We start from the raw sequence: 20,102 nt of genomic DNA on the forward strand, positions 1-20,102 counted from the left end.
TTTCTTTGGGGTGAATCACCTTGGCCAAGATCCTCGTAGTCACTTCCGGTAAGGGTGGCGTCGGTAAAACCACCACCAGCGCAGCCATCGGCACCGGCCTGGCCCTGCGCGGCCACAAGACCGTCATCGTCGACTTCGACGTAGGCCTGCGTAACCTCGACCTGATCATGGGCTGCGAACGCCGCGTGGTTTACGACTTCGTCAACGTCATCAACGGCGAAGCGACCCTGACCCAGGCCCTGATCAAGGACAAGCGCCTCGAGAACCTGTTCGTGCTGGCCGCCAGCCAGACCCGCGACAAGGACGCACTCACCCAGGAAGGCGTCGGCAAGGTCATCGAAGAGCTCAAGCAGTCCTTCGACTACGTGATCTGCGACTCCCCGGCCGGCATCGAGAAAGGTGCCCACCTGGCCATGTACTACGCCGACGAGGCGATTGTCGTGACCAACCCGGAAGTGTCCTCGGTCCGCGACTCCGACCGCATGCTCGGCCTGCTGGCCAGCAAATCCGCCCGCGCCGAGAAAGGCGAGGACGCGATCAAGGAACACCTGCTGCTGACCCGCTACAACCCCGAGCGCGTCACCAAGGGCGAAATGCTCGGCGTCGAGGACGTCGAGGAAATCCTGGCCATCCGTCTGCTCGGCGTGATCCCGGAATCCCAGGCGGTGCTCAAGGCATCCAACCAGGGCGTACCGGTCATCCTCGACGAAGAGAGCGATGCCGGCCAGGCGTACAGTGACGCCGTCGAGCGCCTGTTGGGCAAGGAAATGCCCCACCGCTTCCTCGACGTGCAGAAGAAAGGATTCCTGCAACGACTGTTCGGAGGACGTGAATGAGCCTTTTAGATTTCTTCCGCAGCCGGAAGTCGCAATCCAGCGCATCCATCGCGAAAGAAAGACTCCAGATCATCGTCGCCCATGAGCGCGGCAACCGTTCGCAACCGGACTACCTCCCGCAGCTGCAGAAAGACCTGCTGGAAGTGATCCGCAAATACGTGCCCATCGACCAGGAACAAGTCCAGGTCGAGTTGGCCAACCAGGGCAGCTGTTCGATCCTGGAACTCAACATCACCCTGCCGGAGCGTTGATCCGGCCTGGGTGAACCTGCGGCGGCCTCGGCCGCCGCAGTCGTTTTCGTCCTTTTTTATTCGCGCAAGAGCTTCCATGCCGCTTTCCCAGATCGAATTCGTCCATGAGGACGCCGCCCTGCTGGTGGTGAACAAGCCCACCCTGCTGCTCTCCGTGCCCGGTCGCGCGGACGACAACAAGGACTGCCTGATCACCCGCCTGCAGGAGAACGGCTACCCGGAAGCGCGCATCGTCCACCGCCTGGATTGGGAAACCTCCGGCCTGATCGTGCTGGCCCGTGACGCCGACAGCCACCGCGAGCTGTCCCGACAGTTCCACGACCGCGAGACCGAGAAGGCGTACACCGCACTGTGCTGGGGCGAGCCCGAGCTGGACAGCGGCCGCATCGAGGCGCCGCTGCGCTACGACCCGCCGACCAAGCCGCGCCACGTGGTGGATTTCGAGCAGGGTCGACACGCGCTGACCTTCTGGCGCGTGATGGAACGCCACGGCAACTGGAGCCGCGTCGAACTCACACCGATCACCGGCCGCTCGCACCAGTTGCGCGTGCACATGCTCAGCATCGGCCACCCGCTACTGGGTGACCGCCTGTATGCCGAAGGCGAAGCCCTGGAACTGCGCGACCGCCTGTGCCTGCACGCCAGCATGCTGGCCCTGACCCACCCGCAGACCGGCGAGCGTCTTCGCTTCGAGTCGCCCGCGCCGTTCTAACCCTCTTTACGCAGGAGCGGACGCCGTCCGCGATGAATAGCCGCCAGCTCGGAGCTGCCGGAATATGATCGCGGACAGAGTCCGCTCCTACGCATGCACCTTCCGGTGCCCAAGGACACGTCTCATCCGGCCGCAGAATCGCGCATTTACGTTAAACTTCCGGCCATTCGCTGTCCGGAGTTACCCATGCGTGCAGAACTCAACCAAGGCCTGATCGACTTCCTCGCGGCCTCCCCCACCCCCTTCCACGCTACCCAGGCCCTCGCCCTTCGCCTCGAAGAGGCTGGCTACCAGCGCCTGGACGAGCGCGACGCCTGGCGCACCGAAGCCGGTGGCCGCTATTACGTCACCCGCAACGACTCCTCGCTGATCGCCTTCAAGCTCGGCACCGCGCCGCTACTGGAGAATGGCCTGCGCCTGGTCGGCGCGCACACCGACAGCCCCTGCCTGCGCGTCAAGCCGAACCCCGAGCTGGTGCGCAACGGCTACTGGCAGCTGGGCGTCGAAGTCTATGGCGGCGCGCTGTTCGCCCCCTGGTTCGACCGCGACCTGTCCCTGGCCGGCCGTGTCACCTTCCGCCTGGCCGGCAAGGTCGAGAGCAGGCTGATCGACTTCAGGGCGCCCATTGCGCTCATCCCCAACCTGGCGATCCACCTCAACCGCGAAGCGAACATGGGCTGGCCGATCAACGCCCAGACCGAACTGCCGCCGATCCTCGCCCAGGTCGCCGCTGGCGAGACGCGCGACTTCCGCGACCTGCTCGGTGAACAATTGCAGCTGGAGCACGGCATCACCGCCGACGCCATCCTCGATTACGAGCTGAGCTTCTACGACACCCAGCGCGCCGCCGTGATCGGCCTTGACCACGCCTTCATCGCCGGGGCGCGCCTGGACAACCTGCTGTCCTGCTTCGCCGGCCTGCAGGCCCTGCTGGGCAGCAGCGACGAGCAGAGCGGCGTGTTGGTCTGCACCGATCACGAGGAAGTCGGCTCCTGCTCCGCCTGCGGCGCCGACGGCCCGTTCCTCGAGCAGGTGCTGCGCCGCCTGTTGCCTGAGGGCGATGCCTTCACCCGTACCGTACAGCGCTCGCTGCTGGTCTCCGCCGACAACGCCCACGGCGTCCACCCCAACTACGCCGACAAGCACGACAGCAACCACGGCCCGAAGCTCAACGGCGGCCCGGTGATCAAGATCAACAGCAACCAGCGCTACGCCACCAACAGCGAGACCGCCGGTTTCTTCCGCCACCTGTGCCTGGAGAACGAAGTGCCGGTGCAGAGCTTCGTGACCCGCAGCGACATGGGGTGTGGCTCTACCATCGGTCCGATCACCGCCAGCCAGATCGGCGTGCGCACCGTGGATATCGGCCTGCCGACCTTCGCCATGCACTCCATCCGCGAACTGGCCGGCAGCCAGGACCTGCACTACCTGGCCAAGGTGCTCAGCGCCTTCTACGACAGCGCCGACCTGCCCTGACCCCAACGCCCGGCACCCGCCGGGCGTTTTTCTTTCAGGAGTTCGAACATGCCCTTCAACGGAAGCTGCCTGTGCGGCGACATCGCCTACCAGATCGATGGCCTGGACATGCCGATCGGCCATTGCCACTGCCAGACCTGCCAGAAAGCGCATTCGGCGGCCTTCGCCACCACCGCCGGGGTGATGCGCGCGCACTTCCGCTGGACCCGTGGCGAAGACAAGGTCGCCGCCTACGAGTCGTCGCCGGGCAAGTTGCGCAAATTCTGTCCGCGCTGCGGGACGCAACTGATCGCCGAACGCGACGGACAACCCCATGTCATCGTTCGCGTGGCGAGCCTGGACGACGATCCGGGCGTGCGGCCGGCGCGGCATATCTGGGTATCCCATGATCGACCGTGGCTGGCGCAGGATGGGATTCCGGCGTATCCGCAGTGGAATCCGGATCGCTGAAGCGGCCTTTGCTCTTTGCAGGATCGATGGGGACGCCCAGTCCTTGCTCGCGAACAGATTCAGCTGGCGACTCCGGCGTAGAGCGGTTCGCGAGCAAGCTCGCTCCTACAGGTTCGCCGCAGACCTGGGATCAATCCGGCACTTCCACACTCACGTGGATGGCATCATGCCGCCAGAACTCCAGGTCGCAATCGATGATGCGCCCGTGCTGGTCGCCGTTGATGCGGGTGATCCGCAGCGCCGGACTGCCCTCGGCGACACGCAGCACGCTCGCCGCCTCGCCGTGCAGGGCGGTGGGCACCATGTCGAAGCGCACGCGTCCGTAGCGGATGTCGTAGCGACTGGCGTACAGCTCGGTCAGTGAGCAGGTCAGGTCGCTGTCGAGGATGCCGGGGAAGTACGCCGGATTGAGGTAGTGCTCGACATAGAGCACCAGCCGGCCGTCTACGCGCCGAACCCGGCGAATCTGGTAGACGCTCGACAACGCCGGCAGCTCCAGCAGCTCGCAGATAGCCGCACTGGCCGGTATTTGCCGAGCCGACAGCACCTCGGTCGCAGGCACGCGCCCCTGCCCTTGCACCATGGCGTGAAAGTGGCTGCGCACTAGCGGGTTGTAGAGCAGGCGCGGCGGCGAGACGAACCAGCCACGGCGCTCCTCGCGATAGATCAGCCCCTGCGCCTCCAGCTGGCCCAGCGCCTCGCGCAGGGTGATCCGGGTGGTGTCGAACAGCTCGCTCAGCTTGCGCTCGGCCGGCAACTTGCCGCCAGCGCTGAGCAGGCCGCTGTCGATCTGTTCGATGAGTGCGCGGCAGATCGCCGTGACAGTGGGTAGCGCCGTATCGCGCATTCGATTCCCTCTTTTGGACTAGTCCAGCCCCAGAACAGGGCATTGCCTTCCCCTGACCGGGTGCGGTCATCCTAGGAAAGCCCCATGACCGTCCCGTGACAAAGCTTTTGCAAGCAGCGCCCATGCCAGATAACGACACCAGCGTAGACCAGGCGGATCAGGGCATTGGCCATGGTCTACGCTTTTCCCCGACGACCCGCTGGGCACTCAGGGCCGGGCCGGCGCACCTGGGGTTTACATCAAACTGTCATCCGCCCCGCTTAGATTGGCCTGCGTCTTGCTGATCTAGACCACGATTGAAAACACTGAACGTCATCCGAAGGAGCACCGAATGAAACGCTTGCTTGCTTCACTGCTGGGATCGGCCATTGCCTTGGGCAGCGGCCTCGCCATAGCGGCCAACGCCGATCTGCAATCGCTGGAAGCCGCCGCCCGCAAGGAAGGCCAGGTCAACAGCGTGGGCATGCCCGACAGCTGGGCAAACTGGAAGGACACCTGGAAGGACCTGGAAAGCAAATACGGCCTCAAGCACATGGACACCGACATGAGCTCGGCCCAGGAGCTGGCCAAGTTCAAGGCCGAGAAGGAAAACGCCAGCGCCGACATCGGCGACGTCGGCGCGGCCTTCGGCCCCATCGCCCTGCAGATGGACGTCAGCCAGCCCTACAAGCCCAGTACCTGGGACCAGGTCCCGGAATGGGCCAAGGACAAGGACGGCCACTGGGCGCTGGCCTACACCGGCACCATCGCCTTCATCGTCAACAAGCAACTGGTGAAGGATGTGCCGCACAGCTGGGCCGACCTGCTCAAGGGCAAGTACAAGGTCACCATCGGTGACGTCAGCGCCGCCGCCCAGGCGGTCAACGGCGTACTGGCCGCGAGCATCGCCAACGGTGGCGACGAGAAGAACATCAAGCCGGGCCTGGAGTTCTTCGCCCAGTTGGCCAAGCAGGGCCGCCTGTCGCTGACCAACCCGGTGATCAACACCCTGGAAAAGGGTGAAGTGGAAGTCGGCATCGTCTGGGACTTCAACGGCCTGAGCTACCGCGACCAGATCGACCCGTCGCGCTTCGAGGTGCTGATCCCCTCCGACGGCTCGGTGATCTCCGGCTACACCACCATCATCAACAAGTACGCGAAGAACCCGAACGCCGCCAAGCTCGCCCGCGAGTACATCTTCAGCGACGCCGGGCAGATCAACCTGGCCAAGGGCAATGCCCGTCCGATCCGCGCCGAGCACCTGACCCTGCCGGCCGACGTGAAGGCCAAGCTGCTGCCCAACGAGCAGTACGCCAAGGCCCAGCCGATCAAGGACCCCAAGGCCTGGGAGGAGACCTCCAAGCGTCTGCCGCGCCTGTGGCAGGAAAACGTCATCATCAACATGCAATGACGCCCCGCCGCCCCGGTTCGCGCCGGGGCGGCCGCGTTTCAACGAAGGCCCCGCCCCATGCGCCACGACGTCATCCTGGTCGTCCTCGACGGCCTCAACTACAGCGTCGCCCACGACTGCATGGGCCACCTGCAGGCCCTGTGCAACGCCGGCCGCGGCCAGCTCTACCGGCTGGAGTGCGAGCTGCCTTCGCTGTCGCGCCCGCTCTACGAATGCATCCTCACCGGCGTGCGCCCCATCGACAGCGGCATCCTGCACAACGATGTGTCGCGCCTGTCCAACCAGCGCAGCCTGTTCCACTACGCCCGCGACGCCGGCCTGACCACCGCCGCAGCTGCCTACCACTGGGTCAGCGAGCTGTACAACCGCACGCCCTTCGACCCGGCGCGCGACCGTCATACCGACGACCAATCCCTGCCGATCCAGCACGGCCATTTCTACTGGACCGACCACTACCCCGACTCGCACCTGTTTACTGACGCCGAATCCCTGCGCCGCCGCCATGCGCCGAACTGTCTGCTGGTGCACCCGATGAACATCGACGACGCAGGCCACAAGCACGGCCTGGGCACGCCTCAGTACCGCAACAGCGCGCGACACGTCGACATCATTCTTTCCGAGTACCTGCACCAGTGGCTGGCAGCCGGTTACCAGGTGATGGTCACCGCCGACCACGGCATGAACGATGACCGCACCCACGGCGGCATTCTTCCCGAAGAGCGCGAGGTACCGCTGTTCGTCTTCGGCGAGGCGTTCAGCCTCGATGACCAGGCACGCCCACGCCAGGTCGAACTCTGCGGGACGCTGTGCGAAATCCTCGGCGCCGCCCACGACAAACCGGTCTGCCGGGAGTTGCTCAAGGCATGAGATCGAACACCGGAAAACTCTTCGCCCTGCTCTGTCTGCTGCCCTTCGCGCTGTTCTTCTTCGCCTTCCAGCTCGCGCCATTGCTGTGGGTGATGATCAACAGCGTGCGCACCGGCGATGGCTGGGGGCTGGCCAATTTCAGCGAAATCTTCGGTTCGCCCTTCTACCGGCAGGCGATCTGCTACAGCCTGGAAATCTCCCTATGGTCGAGCCTGATCGGGCTGGCCATCGCCATCCTCGGCAGCTATTCGCTGCGCCAGGTGGACAGCAAGCTGCGCGACTTCGTGATGGCCTTTGCCAACATGACCAGCAACTTCGCCGGAGTACCGCTGGCCTTCGCCTTCATCATCATCCTGGGCTTCAACGGCGCCATCACGCTGCTGTTGAAGCAGGCGGGGATCATCGAGGACTTCAACCTCTATTCGAAGACCGGCCTGATCATCCTCTACACCTACTTCCAGATCCCCCTGGGCGTCATGCTGCTCTATCCGGCCTTCGACGCCCTGCGCGAGGACTGGCGCGAATCCGCGGCACTGCTGGGCGCCAGCCAATGGGCATTCTGGCGGCACATTGGCATCCCGGTACTGACGCCGGCGTTGCTGGGCACTTTCGTCATCCTGCTGGCCAACGCGCTGGGCGCCTATGCCACGGTGTACTCGCTGACCACCGGCAACTTCAACGTGGTGCCGATCCGCATCGCCGGGCTGGTCTCGGGCGACGTGTTCCTCGACCCGAACATGGCCAGTGCGCTGGCAATGGTACTGGTCGGCCTGATGAGCATCATTACCCTGGCCCACCAGTGGCTGCTGCGCCGGAGCTACCATGTCCAGAAACGCTAGTCCGCTGTACCACCGCGTGGTGGTGTATGCGCTGTTCCTGATCCTGCTGGTGCCGCTGGCCGCCACCCTGCTCTACTCGCTGGCCACCTCGTGGAGCGCCAGCGTGCTGCCGGAGGGGCTGACCCTGAAGTGGTTCATGACCCTGTGGAGCGACCCGCGCTTCCTCGTCGCCTTCGGCCAGTCGCTGCTGGTGTGCTTCGGCGCGCTGATCCTCAGCGTGGCGCTGGTGCTGCCGCTGATGTTCGTCATCCACTACTACTTCCCGCGCCTCGACGCGCTGATGAACGTGCTGATCCTGCTGCCCTTCGCGGTGCCGCCGGTGGTGTCGTCGGTCGGCCTGCTGCAGCTCTACGCCTCGGGCCCGGTGCCCATCGTGGGCACGCCGTGGATCCTGGTCGGCTGCTACTTCACCATCGCCCTGCCCTTCATGTACCGGGCGATCAGCAACAACCTGCAGGCGATCAACCTGCACGACCTGATGGACGCCGCCCACCTGCTCGGCGCCAGCACTTGGCAGGCCGCCCTGCTGGTGGTGCTGCCGAACCTGCGCAAGGGCCTGATGGTGGCGCTGTTCCTGTCCTTCAGCTTCCTCATCGGCGAGTTCGTCTTCGCCAACCTGCTGGTAGGTACCCGCTACGAAACGCTGCAGGTGTTCCTCAACAACATGCGCAACAGCAGCGGCCACTACACCAGCGCGGTGGTGGTCTCGTATTTCCTCTTCGTCCTGCTGCTCACCTGGGCGGCGAACCGATTAAGCAAGGACAAGGCATGAGCTTCCTCAGCGTCGAGACACTGAACAAGAGCTACGGCACCACCACGGTGTTCCAGGACATCGACTTCGCCGCCGAGCGTGGCGAGTTCGTCACCCTGCTCGGCCCCAGCGGCTGTGGCAAATCCACCCTGCTGCGCTGCATCGCCGGACTTACCGCCGTGGACAGCGGGCGCATCCTGCTGGACGGCGAGGACATCGTGCCCAAGAGCCCGCAGAAGCGCGGCATCGCCATGGTGTTCCAGAGCTATGCGCTGTTCCCCAACATGACCGTGGAACAGAACGTCGCCTTCGGCCTGCGCATGCAGAAAGTGCCGGCGGCGGAGTCCGCCCAGCGCGTGCGCGAGGCGCTGGAGATGGTCGAGCTCGGCCCGCTGGCCGCGCGCTATCCGCACCAGCTCTCCGGCGGCCAGTGCCAGCGCGTCGCCCTGGCCCGCTCGCTGGTCACCCGGCCGCGCCTGCTGCTGCTCGACGAGCCGCTGTCGGCGCTGGACGCACGCATCCGCAAGCACCTGCGCGAGCAGATCCGGCGCATCCAGCAGGAGCTGAAACTGACTACGGTGTTCGTCACCCACGACCAGGAGGAAGCGCTGACGCTGTCCGACCGCATCGTGCTAATGAACGCAGGGCGTATCGTCCAGAGCGGCGACGCCGAGACGCTCTACACCGCCCCGGAAAACGCCTTCGCCGCCGGTTTCATCGGCAACTACAACCTGCTCGACGCTGCCCAGGCGACCCGACTCTTTGACCGTCCCTTCCGCCAGCAGGTGGCGATCCGCCCCGAATCCCTGCGCCTGAGCGTGGAGCCGGGCGAAGGCATCCCGGTTCGGGTACTCTCCCACAGCCTGCTGGGCAACGTGATCCGCTACCGGGTCGACGCCAGCGGCGTCGAGCTGACCGTGGACGTCCTCAATCGCAGCGCCGAGCGCCTGTACCCGGCCGGCACCGAGCTCGGCCTGCAAGTAGACATTGAAAGCATTCGGGAGGTGGCCTGATGGCCCTGGTGATATTCGACCTCGACGACACCCTGATCGACGGCGACTGCGCGAGCCTGTGGAGCAAGCGCATGGCCGATCTGGGCTGGGTGGACGCGGAGTCGTTCCTCAAGCGCGACGCCGAACTGATGGCGCTGTACGCGCAGGGCAAGCTGCCCATGGAGGACTACATGGCCTTCGCCCTGGAGCCGATGGCCGGGCGCAGCGTGGAAGAAATCGAGCGTGACGTGGAAGCCTTCGTCGAGGACGTGATCGAGCCGCTGATCCATAGCGATGCCTGTGCCACCCTCGCCCGCCACCGTGAGGCAGGTGACCGTCCGCTGGTGATCTCGGCCTCCGGCGTGCACCTGGTCAAGCCCATCGCCGAACGGATCGGCATCGACGAAGTGCTGGCCATTGACCTGGAAGTGGTGAACGGTCACTACACCGGTCGCACCGTGGGCGTGCTCACCTACCGCGAAGGCAAGGTGCTGCGCCTGCTCGACCTGCTAGACGGCGACGACAGTTCCCTGGCCGAGGCGCATTTCTACTCCGATTCGCGTAACGACCTGCCGCTGCTCAAGCTGGTGGGCAAGCCGCACGTGGTGAACGCCGACCCAGTGCTGCTGGAGCACGCGCAGAAGATGGGCTGGGACGTTCTGAACTGGAAGTGAACCCGGCGCGCCGACCTGCCAGAACCGTCAGGCCGGCAACCGCTCCAGCAGATGCTTCTGCATGCGCAGCTCTTCCGTTTCCTGGGAGAGGTCCGGTGATAGCCGGGCAAGGGCAACCGCTCGCTCGAGCTGGCGGCGACATTCCTGTTGATCCCCCGCCGCCGCAGCGCGCACCGCCAGACACCGCGCCCAGATGCTTGCGTACTCGCGCTGCAGGCGCTGTGGCAACAACCCGTCGAACAGCCCGAGCGCACATCCAGACGCAACGGCCTTAGCGAACGCCAGCTCGGCGCTGATCAACCTGAGCATGTCATACAGCACCTTCTGCAGAGCATCAGGAAGTGCATCGCGCTGCATCTGGAAGCATGAGTCCAGCGCGGCGGCCTCCTGCCAGCGGCCCTGGACCTGCAGCGCACGCAGACGGATGTAGAGTGCCACCAGCGGCATCGGTGACTCCTGGGATTCCAGCAGATGCAGGTCCGTCTCGGGCACCTGGTCCGCACACACCCCCGAGCAGGACAGCCCCATCAGGCGCGCGAAGGCCAGTTGCGGATGCGCCGCATCCATCCCGCGCCACCAGCGCAGCATCCACAAGCCATCGCTGACCTGCCTGAGTTTGCCCTGTACCGGCAACAGGTTGGCGACGCCCATACAGGCATTGGTCGCCGCCACCGCGAGCAGGAGGCCCTGCACGGGACCTTCCTCCAGCGCCAGCCAAAGCAGTCCAGCGAGCCCTGCCACGAGCAGGTTCGCCAACGGCCCGCCGGCATTGAACCAGACATGCTGGCGCCGCCAGGGACCACGCGGGTCGGCGAAAGCCATCACATAGCCCGCGAGCTTCTGCGGGTGCTTCGGCTGCCGGCTGAATGTCCAGCCCCGGCGCCGCATGCGGAAATCCCAGCGGCCGACGCGCAGGCGCATCACCGTCATGCCCCCCAGGCGGGCCCCCAGGAGATGTCCGAATTCGTGTACGAAAATGGACTGGTAGATGACCATGAAGCCGAGCAGCAGACCGGGGACGATCCACACCGCTTCGGCGGGCATCGAAAGCATGCTCAGGGCCATGCCCAGCGCACCAGTCGCTCCACCGAGGATGATCGTCAGCATCCGCAGGGGCGTGTTGATCCACCCGGGCGGTGACCAGAGGCCGGCAGCATTGCCGATCCTGCTTTGCGACATCCCTGTCTCGCTCATGACTGCGCTCCCTGCGCCTCGCGCCTGATCAGCTCAGGCTCTCGTCGATCACTACCACCACCTTGCCCTGCACCTGGTTGCTCGCCAGGGCATCGAATGCGCTCTGCGCATCGTGGACCGGGAAGGTGCGCTCCAGTTGGGGGCTGAGTTTGCCGGACTCGAACAGCGGCCAGACCTTCTGCCCAAGCTCGGCGATCAGCTGCGCCTTGTAGTCGGCGTCGCGCGATCGGAGGGTCGAGCCGATCAGCTGGATGCGCTTGCCCAGCAGCAGGGCCAGGTCCAGTTCGGCCTTGCGACCGCCCATCAGACCAATGACCACCCATCGACCGTCACGGCCGAGGATTTCCAGGTCCAGCTTGGCGTAGTTCGCTCCCACCGGGTCGAGGATCACATCGAAGGGAGCGAAATCCCGAAGCGATTCGAGACTCTCGCCGCGCAGTACGCCGCCTTCTGCGCCCAGCTCCTGGCAATAGGCGAGACGGTCGGCCGAGCCGACGCTCACCCAACACGGACTGCCAAAAGCCTTGCACAACTGGATACCGGCCGAGCCGACGCCGCTGGCGCCCGCATGCAACAGGACCTTCTCACCCGGCTGCAGTGCACCGAGCATGAACAGGTTCAGCCACGCCGTGGCGTAAACCTCGGGCAGCGCGGCAGCTTCGGCCAGGCTCAGGCCCGCGGGCACCGGCAGCGCATGGCGCTCGTCCACCACCACTTCTTCCGCCATGCCCCCACCGGCCAGCAGCGCGCAGACGCGGTCGCCCACCTGCCAGGTGCTGCCGGCGCCGACCTCGGCCACCACGCCGGAACATTCCAGGCCGATGATGTCGCTCGCCCCAGGCGGCGGCGGGTAGAGGCCGGCCACCTGCAACAGGTCGGCGCGGTTGAGTCCCGCAGCGGCGACCTGGATGCGAATCTGTCCCTGTGCGCAAGTCGGGTTGGGGCGCTCGACCCACTCCACTCGCCCTTCGATGCCTTGCAATGCGTTCACGCTGCCTCCATAGTGACTTCGCAGGGCCCGATCCGAAAGGTCGGGCCCTTTCTTCGCGCCGAATTCACCTGCGATTGAACCCGGCGCCGCCAATTAAGGCCTAATATGCGTCATAACTCCGCGATCAGTCGAATCAGCATGAAGCGATTTTTGCCCCGTACCGCCCTGTTGTTCATCCTCGGCGCAACCGCCTTTTCCTCGTTCGCGGCCACCACCAGCCCGAACGTCTGGGACGGCCTGCAGCCCGACCGGGATCAAGTGATCGCCAGCCTCAACATCGTTGAACTGCTCAAGCGCCATCACTACAACAAGCCGCCGCTGAACGACGAGCGCTCGGCAAAGATCTATGACAGCTACCTGAAGACCCTCGATCCGGCGCGCATGTACTTCACCGCGTCCGACATCGACCAGTTCGCGCCCTGGCGCACCCAGTTCGACGACTTCCTGAAGAGCGGCGAACTGGAGCCCGGCTTCACCATCTACAAGCGTCATCTCGACCGCCTGAAGGAGCGCCTGGACTTCGCCCTGGCCACCCTGAACAAGGGCGTCGACAAGATGGACTTCAACACCGACGAATCGCTGGAAATCGATCGCGAGAAATCGCCCTGGGCGAAAGACAGCGCTGCGCTCGACGACCTGTGGCGCAAGAAGGTGAAGGACGAAGTCCTGCGCCTGAAGATCGCCGGCAAGGACAACAAGGCCATCCAGGAACAGCTGACCAAGCGCTACAAGAACCAGCTGATGCGCCTGGAGCAGACCCGCAGCGAAGACATCTTCCAGGCCTACATCAACGCCTTCGCCCAGACCTACGATCCGCACACCCAGTACCTGTCGCCGGACAGCGCGGAAAACTTCGACATCAACATGAGCCTGTCTCTGGAAGGCATCGGCGCCGTACTGCAGAGCGACAACGACTACGTCAAGGTCGTGCGCCTGGTCCCGGCCGGCCCCGCCGAGAAGAGCAAGCAGATCGCCACTTCCGACAAGATCATCGGCGTCGCTCAGGGCAAGGGCGAGATGGTCGACGTGGTCGGCTGGCGCCTGGATGAGGTGGTCAAGCTGATCCGCGGCCCGAAAGGCTCGCAGGTGCGCCTGGAAGTGATCCCTTCGACCAACGCGCCGAACGACCAGACCAGCAAGATCGTCACCATCACCCGCGAGGCGGTGAAGCTGGAAGACCAGGCGGCGAAGAAGTCGGAAATCACCATCGACCACGAAGGCAAGAACTACAAGCTGGGCATCATCGACGTGCCTGCCTTCTACCTCGACTTCAAGGCCTACCGCGCGGGCGACCCGGACTACAAGTCCACCACCCGCGACGTGAAGAAGCTGATCGGCGAGCTGCAGAAGGACAAGGTCGACGGCATCGTCATCGACCTGCGCAACAACGGCGGCGGCTCCCTGCAGGAAGCCACCGAGCTGACCGGCCTGTTCATCGACCAGGGCCCGACCGTGCTGGTGCGCAACAGCGACGGCCGTGTCGACGTACTCAACGATGACGAAGGCAAGGCCTTCTACACCGGCCCGATGACCGTGCTGGTCAACCGCCTGTCGGCCTCGGCTTCGGAAATCTTCGCCGGCGCCATGCAGGACTACCACCGCGCGCTCATCGTCGGCGGCCAGACCTTCGGCAAGGGTACCGTGCAGACCATCCAGCCGCTCAACCATGGCGAGCTGAAGCTGACCCTGGCCAAGTTCTACCGCGTCTCCGGCCAGAGCACCCAGCACCAGGGCGTGATCCCGGACATCGCCTACCCGTCCATCGTCGACGACAAGGAAATCGGCGAGAGCGCCCTGCCCGACTCCATGCCGTGGGACACCATCAAGCCCGCGCTGAAGGCCCAGGCCGATCCGTTCAAGCCGTTCCTCGACCAACTGCGCACCCGTCACGACGCGCGCACCGAGCACAACGCGGACTTCGTCTACGCCCGCGAGCGTCTCGCCCTGGCCCAGGAGCTGATGAAGGAGAAGACCGTCAGCCTCAACGAAGCCAAGCGTCGCGCCCAGCAGACCAGCATCGAGAACCGTCAACTGGCCATGGAGAACGCCCTGCGCAAGTCCAAGGGCCAGGAGCCGCTCAAGGAGCTGAAGAAGGAAGACGAGAACGCCCTGCCGGAAGAGGACAAGACCAAGCCGCAGGACGACGCCTACCTCACCGAGTCCGGGCACATCCTGATCGACTACCTGAACCTGGACTCCCAGGTCGCCAAACACTGATCGGATGTAATCAAACAGTCATGACGCTGTCGTGAAATGCACAGGGCCGGGAAACCGGCCCTTTGCTTTTACAGCCACCGAGAACCGTCATGACCGTCACCGAGCAGTTGAGCGCGCTGGACCAGATCCTCGCTCACGGCGACCTGCACTGCCTGTTCCAGCCCATCCTGTCGCTTTCGGAAAGGCGCCTGGTGGGCTACGAAGCCCTTACCCGCGGCCCGTCCAACGGCCCCCTGCATTCGCCCCTGCCGCTGTTCAGCATCGCCCGCAGCAGCGGTCGCCTGAGCCAGCTGGAGCTGCTCTGTCGGCGCAAGGCCTGCGCGCGCTTCCGGGACCTGAAACTGGAGGGCAAGCTGTTCCTCAACGTATCGCCGGAATCCCTGCTGGAACCGACCCACCAGCCCGGCCGCACGTTGCAGTTGCTGCAGACCTTCGGCATCTCGCCCAGCGACGTGGTGATCGAGCTGACCGAGCAGACGCCCATCGAGGACTTCACCCTGCTCGACACCGCGCTGCACCACTACCGCGCGATGGGCTTCTCCATCGCCCTGGACGACCTGGGCGCCGGGTACTCCAGCCTGCGCCTGTGGTCCGAGCTGCGTCCCGACTATGTGAAGATCGACCGCCACTTCATCGAAGGCATCCACCTGGATGCCGTGAAGCGCGAGTTCGTCGGCTCGATCCTGAAGATGGCCCACGCCTCCCGCGCCCAGGTGATCGCCGAAGGCATCGAGATTCCGGAAGAGCTGGCCGTGCTCTCAGAGATGGGCGTGGACCTGGTCCAGGGCTACCTGCTCGGCCGTCCCAACGAAACGCCACCGCGTGACGCGCGCACCCTGCTGCCGGAAGTCGACAGCGCCGGCGCCCTGCTCGCCGAAGATCAATCCGATCTCAAACCCTTGCTGCTGGAGCAACCGGCCGTGCGCGACAGCACGCCCATCGGCGATGTGCTGGAAGCCTTCCGCGCGCAGGCCAATCTCAACTCGCTGGCAGTGCTGGACCGGGACGATCAGCCGGTAGGGATCGTCCACCGGCACGCGCTGTCCGAGGCCCTGCTCAAGCCCTTCGCTCCGGAGTTGTATGCGCGCAAACCGATCAGCCGACTGATGAGCGATGATTTCCTCGCGGTGGAGCGCAGCCAGACGCTGCAGCAGGTCAGCCGCCTGTTGACCAGTCGCGCGCGGCAGCGCATCGAGGAAGACTTCATCATCACCCTGAACGGCCGCTACCTTGGCCTGGGCCGGGTGATCGACGTGCTCAAGCTGATCACCGAGCAGAAGATTCGCCAGGCCCGCCACGCCAACCCGCTGACCCTGCTGCCGGGCAACGTGCCGATCCAGCAATGCCTGGCGCGCCTGTTGCAGCAGGGCCGCGAGGCCGTGGTGTGCTACGTCGACATCGACAGCTTCAAGCCTTTCAACGATCTCTACGGTTACGCGCGTGGCGATGAAGTCCTGCTGTGCCTGGCGCAGTGCCTGGGCGAGCGCGTGGACCCGACGCGGGATTTCGTCGGCCACATCGGCGGCGACGACTTCATGCTGGTGCTGGGCACGCAGGACTGGCGCGAACGGCTCAATCACCTGCTGGAGGATTTCCAGGGGCAGTGCCGGCGCTTCTACACCCGCGAGCACCTGGACGCGGGCTGCTTCGTCGCGCACAACCGCCAGGGGCGACGCGAGGAGTATCCGCTGCTGTCACTGTCGATCGGCGTGGTGCACGTGAAAAGTGGCGCCGGGCAGCGCCTGGATGCCAGCCAGTTGGCCGGGCTGGCCTCGGAGGCCAAGCGTCACGCGAAGAACATGCCCGGCTACAGCCTGCACATCCTCACGACAGATTGAGTCAGAGCCCCAGCTGGCGGGCGCGCGTTTCGTAGCGCTCGGCCTGGGCCTCATCGGCTTCCAGGCCCGGACCGCCGCTGCGATACAGCTCGCCGAGCTTGCGTGCCGCCAGCGGGTGGCCCGCCTCGGCGGCTTGCGCCCAATAGCGTGCGGCTTCCTGCGCATCACCGGCGTGCCGGGTATCGCCCTTGAGCGCTTGCACGCCCAACTGGTACGCCGCCTTGTGATCGCCTGCAGCAGCGGCGACACGAAGCAGACGCAGGCCTTCCTCGCGCGCACCGAAACCCTGTCCGCGGAACAGCAACAGGTGCCCGTAGAAACTCTGTGCACCGATGTCGCCCAGCGCAGCCATGCGCGAAAACTGGCCCTGCATCCAGGCCCAGGAACGCGGCTGGCGCACCATCCACGGCCAGCCCATCAGGCGCCGCGCCACGGCGTAACTCAGCCGCGCACGCAAACGCCAGAACAGCTCGCGAGGTGTCGCCACGTCAGAGCTCCTCGGAGTACTCGAACTCGAAGACACGCGCCACTTCCGCCGCGTGCCAGCCGGCGGCAGCGGGGCCATCCGGCGCGCCGGAGAAGCGACCGAGGCGTTCGACATACTCGAAAAAGCCGGTTCTCGGCAGACGACTGGCGCCCTGGCTGATCACCAGCGAGCTGCGCAACGGACGACCGGCGCGGGCATCCAGCGCGGCCAGATGCTCCAGCGCGGCGGTCAGCACCGTCATCGCCGGCGTCGGCAGCTGCAGGCGCTCGATCAGCGCGCGGTAGGTCAACAGGTGACGCTGACGGCGAGCATCTTCCAGCTCGCCGAGCAGGCCTTCCCAATGCTTGCGACTGATCTGCACGCTCAAGAAGCGGACTCCCCAGTGCCAAGGGCACGACGCAGGCCGTGCTGGATGGCGTCGCTGGCTTCGCGTTCGCCGTTCTCGATCAGTTCCAGATAGGACGGGCTGATACCCACCGAACGCGCCAGCGTTTCAAGGGATAAGCCACGGGCTTCACGCAGTGTTTTCCAGTCCGGCTTTTCGTCGAGCGCCGGGGCGGAAACGGGTTTGACGACCTGCGCAACGCCACGGCCAGCAGCGGCCAGCAGGGCCTGGTATTCAGCCCAGGGAACCACGGCGTACTCCGCTTCGCCGTCACGCATGATGACTTGAACGTTCATGACAACACTCCTTGCAGGCGGCCATCTTAACAGCCTGATGCGCGCCTGTGCCGGCTATACTGCGCAGCGCCTCTCGCCACCGACATGGGGACCGACTTGCAGCGCTTGCTTCCGTTCTGCCTCTGCCTGGCCAGCGTCCTGTGTAACGCCGAGGAACTGCGCTGGGGCTATTCGCCAAGCAATGGCATGCCCTACGCGGAAAGTATCGACCATGAATTGGCGCCTGGCTTCATCCGCGACCTGGGCGAAACCGTCGGACAGCGCCTGGGGCTCGAGGTTCGCTTCGTGGAAACGCCGGACAAGCGCGCCGAATCCGCGCTGGCGCAGGGCGCAATCCACCTGCTGTGCATCAACAATCCGCAGTGGATGAAGGCGCCGGACAAGCTGCACTGGTCGCCCAGCCTGTTCGAGGAAGAGGATGTCATCGCCCAGCGGGCTGATTCAGTCCTGCTGGACGATCTTTCCCACGTGGACGGCGTTCGCGTCGGCACCAGCCTCGGCTACATCTACCCCGCGCCACTGATGCAGGCCTTTGCCGACGGCAGGGCCAAACGTACCGATGTGCGCGATCTGGATACCCGCCTGCACATGCTTGAGGCGCGGCGCCTGGACGCCCTGATCGACATGCGCCGTCCGCTGGAATTTCTTCTCGCGCAGCACAACCAACTGCCCTTGGCGATCAGCCGCAGCAACGTGCAGCGCTACTCGATCCACTGCTCCTATGGCCCGGCCCTGCCGCTGGCGGTCGAGCGACTGGATGCGGTGCTGCAGACGATGGTGGATGACGGCTCCATCCAGCGCCTGCTGGGCGAACAGAATGCGCGGGTGCGTCAAAGGCGCTGAATCGCCTCCGGCGGCGGCAATTGCTTCAGGGCCTCGCGGGTTTCCACGCCTTGTGCATCACGCCAGAGCTTGAAGGCGTCGATCTCCGCTTGCCAACGGCGCACTACCCAGGCCAGTACCGCGAGGTCGTCGAGAAAGCCGACACCCAGCAGCCAGTCAGGCACCAGGTCAACCGGCGAAAGGAAGTACAACAGCGCCGCCACCACCGACACCAGCGCCTGGGAACTGATACCGCGATAATCGCCACGGACCCAGGCCACCAGCAACTCCTGCAGCAACTTCAGATCGGTCTTGGCCAGCTTGACCCGGCCACTCTTGCGCGACACCGCGAACAGCAGCGCTGGCAATCTCCCACCCGCAATGAAACGGCTGGCGAGCTTCAGGAAACGGTCAAATCCCGGAGGCTTTTTCATCGATTCACCTCGATAGGAAGATTCGTACAGAGCGGGTTCAGGTTATCCACCTTTCCTGTGGATAACTCTGTTGAAAGCCCCCCCCTACATCGCCAAAACGCCCGAGCCACGAGGCCTGCAGACAGATCGGCGATTTTTTGTGCAGCCCTGTAAATGCGTTAAAAATCATGCAGTTGCGGCTAAGCGATGGGCCGATCAATGTCAAGGGGAGGACATTGTTTCATCTGCGTCAAATATGTGCATAAGGGTAACACCGCGCCCAAGGTTACTCCCTTTCAGACCCTGCGGTCAGTACGCCGTTCCAGAGCGCTTTGCGCACAAATGAAAACGCCCCGTGGGTAACGGGGCGTTTTCTCTGGTACGAAGGTACTCAGTTACTTCTTCGGCGCTTCCGCAGCCGGTGCCGGAGCTTCTGCGGCATCAGGCTGATTCGGGTCCTTGATGGCCAGCAGTTCCAGGTCGAACACCAGCACGGAGTTGGCCGGGATGGTCGGGCTCGGGCTCTGGGCGCCATAGGCCAGTTCGCTCGGGATGAAGAGCTTGATCTTCTCACCGACGTGCATCAGTTGCAGGGCTTCGACCCAACCCGGAATCACGCCGCCAACTGGCAGGTCGATCGGGCTGCCACGCTGGATGGAGCTGTCGAAGACAGTACCATCGACCAGCTTGCCCTCGTAGTGAACGGTGACGACGTCGGAGGCCTTGGGCTGCGGACCGTCGGCTTTCTTCACGATTTCGTACTGCAGGCCGGACTTGGTGGTGACCACGCCCTCACGCTTGCCGTTTTCCTCGAGGAATTTCTTGCCGGCTTCCAGCGCTTCGGAATTCTTCTTGGCGACCTGCTCTTCAGCGCGCTTCTGCAGGGCGGTGAAGGCTTCGGTCAGCTCTTCATCGGTCAGCTTCTGCTTCTGCTTGCCGACAGCGTCTTCGATCCCCAGGGCGACGGCTTTCGAATCCAGGTCATTCATGCCTTCCTGGGCGAGGCTCTTGCCCATGTTCAGGCCGATGCCGTAGGAAGCTTTCTGCGCAGGAGTCTTGAGTTCCACTTCGGCGGCCTGTTTGTCGCAGCCCGCGAGAACCAGGCCGACCAGCGCGATCGCTGCCGCCAACCGATGTTGTTTCATGCTGAATCCTTGTCTTTGCGCCGTCATGGCTGAAGTAATGAAGCCGCGAGCTTATCAGGCGCTCGTGGCCAGTGGCTATGGGCAATAGGAACCACCGCAGGAGGAGAAGTTCCCACAGCAAACTTATAAGAAAATTAACAGGATAAGTCAGACGGTCCGCACGGAATCGGTGTGATCGGAACAGGCAACTTTTCGGCGGGAGGCTTTCGCAGGAAGTCCTGGCTTCGAT

The 20,102-nt window shown here is 64.6% G+C and carries 22 protein-coding genes; 14 read left to right on the forward strand and 8 right to left on the reverse strand.

All coding sequences use genetic code 11. From position 1 onward, the window contains the following. The first annotated feature begins 20 nt into the window (after positions 1-20). From minD to MJ122_RS02675, 5 genes are all read left to right on the forward strand, one after another. Positions 21-836 carry a septum site-determining protein MinD gene (gene minD / locus MJ122_RS02655; RefSeq protein WP_017522034.1) on the forward strand — a complete coding sequence of 272 codons (816 nt, stop codon included), beginning with the start codon at positions 21-23 and terminating at the stop codon, positions 834-836. Continuing rightward, positions 833-1,087 (forward strand): cell division topological specificity factor MinE, encoded by a 255-nt coding sequence (minE, locus tag MJ122_RS02660; protein ID WP_017522035.1) that lies wholly within the window; start codon positions 833-835, stop codon positions 1,085-1,087. The genes minD and minE overlap by 4 nt, the downstream gene beginning before the upstream one ends. Positions 1,088-1,163: 76 nt before the next feature. Then, complete coding sequence (locus MJ122_RS02665) at positions 1,164-1,799, forward strand: RluA family pseudouridine synthase (RefSeq protein ID WP_017522036.1); 636 nt, start codon at positions 1,164-1,166, stop codon at positions 1,797-1,799. 186 nt (positions 1,800-1,985) lie between these two features. Then, positions 1,986-3,275, forward strand: coding sequence for a M18 family aminopeptidase (locus MJ122_RS02670; protein WP_088416542.1), 1,290 nt, complete (start codon positions 1,986-1,988; stop codon positions 3,273-3,275). A 48-nt stretch (positions 3,276-3,323) separates the two neighbouring features. Continuing rightward, the gene (locus MJ122_RS02675) at positions 3,324-3,725 is read left to right on the forward strand and encodes a GFA family protein (protein WP_239742144.1); all 402 of its coding nucleotides are present in this window, start codon (positions 3,324-3,326) and stop codon (positions 3,723-3,725) included. Between the two features lie 130 nt (positions 3,726-3,855). Here the strand turns inward: MJ122_RS02675 and MJ122_RS02680 are convergent, their stop codons facing one another. Continuing rightward, positions 3,856-4,572, reverse strand: a complete 717-nt coding sequence (locus MJ122_RS02680) for a UTRA domain-containing protein (protein WP_239742146.1) — start codon at positions 4,570-4,572, stop codon at positions 3,856-3,858. A gap of 331 nt (positions 4,573-4,903) precedes the next feature. Here MJ122_RS02680 and MJ122_RS02685 point away from each other — a divergent pair, with 331 nt between their 5' ends. Genes MJ122_RS02685 through MJ122_RS02710 form a run of 6 tightly spaced genes read left to right on the forward strand, consistent with a single transcriptional unit; the run spans position 4,904 to position 10,085 of the window. Then, a complete protein-coding gene (locus tag MJ122_RS02685; RefSeq protein ID WP_088416540.1) occupies positions 4,904-5,962 on the forward strand; it encodes an ABC transporter substrate-binding protein in 1,059 nt (352 codons plus the stop codon). 57 nt (positions 5,963-6,019) lie between these two features. Continuing rightward, positions 6,020-6,829, forward strand: a complete 810-nt coding sequence (locus MJ122_RS02690) for an alkaline phosphatase family protein (protein WP_239742148.1) — start codon at positions 6,020-6,022, stop codon at positions 6,827-6,829. After that, positions 6,826-7,668: an ABC transporter permease subunit gene (locus MJ122_RS02695; RefSeq protein ID WP_239742149.1), complete on the forward strand. Its 843-nt coding sequence runs from the start codon at positions 6,826-6,828 to the stop codon at positions 7,666-7,668. The genes MJ122_RS02690 and MJ122_RS02695 overlap by 4 nt, the downstream gene beginning before the upstream one ends. Beyond that, complete coding sequence (locus MJ122_RS02700) at positions 7,652-8,440, forward strand: ABC transporter permease (protein WP_239742151.1); 789 nt, start codon at positions 7,652-7,654, stop codon at positions 8,438-8,440. Before MJ122_RS02695 ends, MJ122_RS02700 begins: the two co-directional genes overlap by 17 nt. Continuing rightward, a complete protein-coding gene (locus MJ122_RS02705; protein ID WP_239742154.1) occupies positions 8,437-9,432 on the forward strand; it encodes an ABC transporter ATP-binding protein in 996 nt (331 codons plus the stop codon). Before MJ122_RS02700 ends, MJ122_RS02705 begins: the two co-directional genes overlap by 4 nt. Next, a complete protein-coding gene (locus MJ122_RS02710; protein WP_088416535.1) occupies positions 9,432-10,085 on the forward strand; it encodes an HAD family hydrolase in 654 nt (217 codons plus the stop codon). Before MJ122_RS02705 ends, MJ122_RS02710 begins: the two co-directional genes overlap by 1 nt. Before the next feature lie 27 nt (positions 10,086-10,112). Here the strand turns inward: MJ122_RS02710 and MJ122_RS02715 are convergent, their stop codons facing one another. Together MJ122_RS02715 and MJ122_RS02720 are read right to left on the reverse strand one after the other, a co-directional pair. Further along, positions 10,113-11,279, reverse strand: coding sequence for a site-2 protease family protein (locus tag MJ122_RS02715; RefSeq protein WP_239742155.1), 1,167 nt, complete (start codon positions 11,277-11,279; stop codon positions 10,113-10,115). 28 nt (positions 11,280-11,307) lie between these two features. Beyond that, positions 11,308-12,270, reverse strand: a complete 963-nt coding sequence (locus MJ122_RS02720) for an NAD(P)H-quinone oxidoreductase (RefSeq protein ID WP_239742156.1) — start codon at positions 12,268-12,270, stop codon at positions 11,308-11,310. A 138-nt stretch (positions 12,271-12,408) separates the two neighbouring features. On the opposite strand from MJ122_RS02720, the gene MJ122_RS02725 reads away from it, so the two are divergent. Together MJ122_RS02725 and MJ122_RS02730 are read left to right on the forward strand one after the other, a co-directional pair. After that, positions 12,409-14,487 carry a carboxy terminal-processing peptidase gene (locus MJ122_RS02725; protein WP_088416532.1) on the forward strand — a complete coding sequence of 693 codons (2,079 nt, stop codon included), beginning with the start codon at positions 12,409-12,411 and terminating at the stop codon, positions 14,485-14,487. Positions 14,488-14,576: 89 nt separating this feature from the next. Further along, positions 14,577-16,325 (forward strand): bifunctional diguanylate cyclase/phosphodiesterase, encoded by a 1,749-nt coding sequence (locus MJ122_RS02730; protein ID WP_239742158.1) that lies wholly within the window; start codon positions 14,577-14,579, stop codon positions 16,323-16,325. Between the two features lies 1 nt (position 16,326). On the opposite strand, the gene MJ122_RS02735 is transcribed toward MJ122_RS02730, so the two are convergent. The 3 genes from MJ122_RS02735 to MJ122_RS02745 all read right to left on the reverse strand — a co-directional run bounded on the left by MJ122_RS02735 (position 16,327) and on the right by MJ122_RS02745 (position 17,493). After that, positions 16,327-16,743, reverse strand: coding sequence for a sel1 repeat family protein (locus tag MJ122_RS02735; RefSeq protein ID WP_239742795.1), 417 nt, complete (start codon positions 16,741-16,743; stop codon positions 16,327-16,329). Positions 16,744-16,813: 70 nt separating this feature from the next. After that, positions 16,814-17,179, reverse strand: coding sequence for a hypothetical protein (locus MJ122_RS02740; RefSeq protein ID WP_017522049.1), 366 nt, complete (start codon positions 17,177-17,179; stop codon positions 16,814-16,816). Continuing rightward, on the reverse strand, positions 17,176-17,493 hold the full coding sequence (locus tag MJ122_RS02745) for a helix-turn-helix transcriptional regulator (RefSeq protein WP_088416530.1): 318 nt from the start codon (positions 17,491-17,493) through the stop codon (positions 17,176-17,178). Before MJ122_RS02745 ends, MJ122_RS02740 begins: the two co-directional genes overlap by 4 nt. A 96-nt stretch (positions 17,494-17,589) precedes the next feature. Here MJ122_RS02745 and MJ122_RS02750 point away from each other — a divergent pair, with 96 nt between their 5' ends. Continuing rightward, positions 17,590-18,336 carry a transporter substrate-binding domain-containing protein gene (locus tag MJ122_RS02750; RefSeq protein ID WP_239742160.1) on the forward strand — a complete coding sequence of 249 codons (747 nt, stop codon included), beginning with the start codon at positions 17,590-17,592 and terminating at the stop codon, positions 18,334-18,336. Here the strand turns inward: MJ122_RS02750 and MJ122_RS02755 are convergent. Together MJ122_RS02755 and MJ122_RS02760 are read right to left on the reverse strand one after the other, a co-directional pair. After that, a complete protein-coding gene (locus MJ122_RS02755) occupies positions 18,324-18,749 on the reverse strand; it encodes a DUF1232 domain-containing protein (RefSeq protein WP_088416528.1) in 426 nt (141 codons plus the stop codon). The two genes, MJ122_RS02750 and MJ122_RS02755, sit on opposite strands and share 13 nt — an antisense overlap. 374 nt (positions 18,750-19,123) lie before the next feature. Beyond that, complete coding sequence (locus MJ122_RS02760) at positions 19,124-19,873, reverse strand: FKBP-type peptidyl-prolyl cis-trans isomerase (RefSeq protein WP_088416527.1); 750 nt, start codon at positions 19,871-19,873, stop codon at positions 19,124-19,126. Positions 19,874-20,102 lie beyond the last annotated feature (229 nt).

The organism is Pseudomonas sp. DP-17 (assembly GCF_022380625.1).
GTDB classification, from domain to species: domain Bacteria; phylum Pseudomonadota; class Gammaproteobacteria; order Pseudomonadales; family Pseudomonadaceae; genus Pseudomonas; species Pseudomonas nitroreducens_A.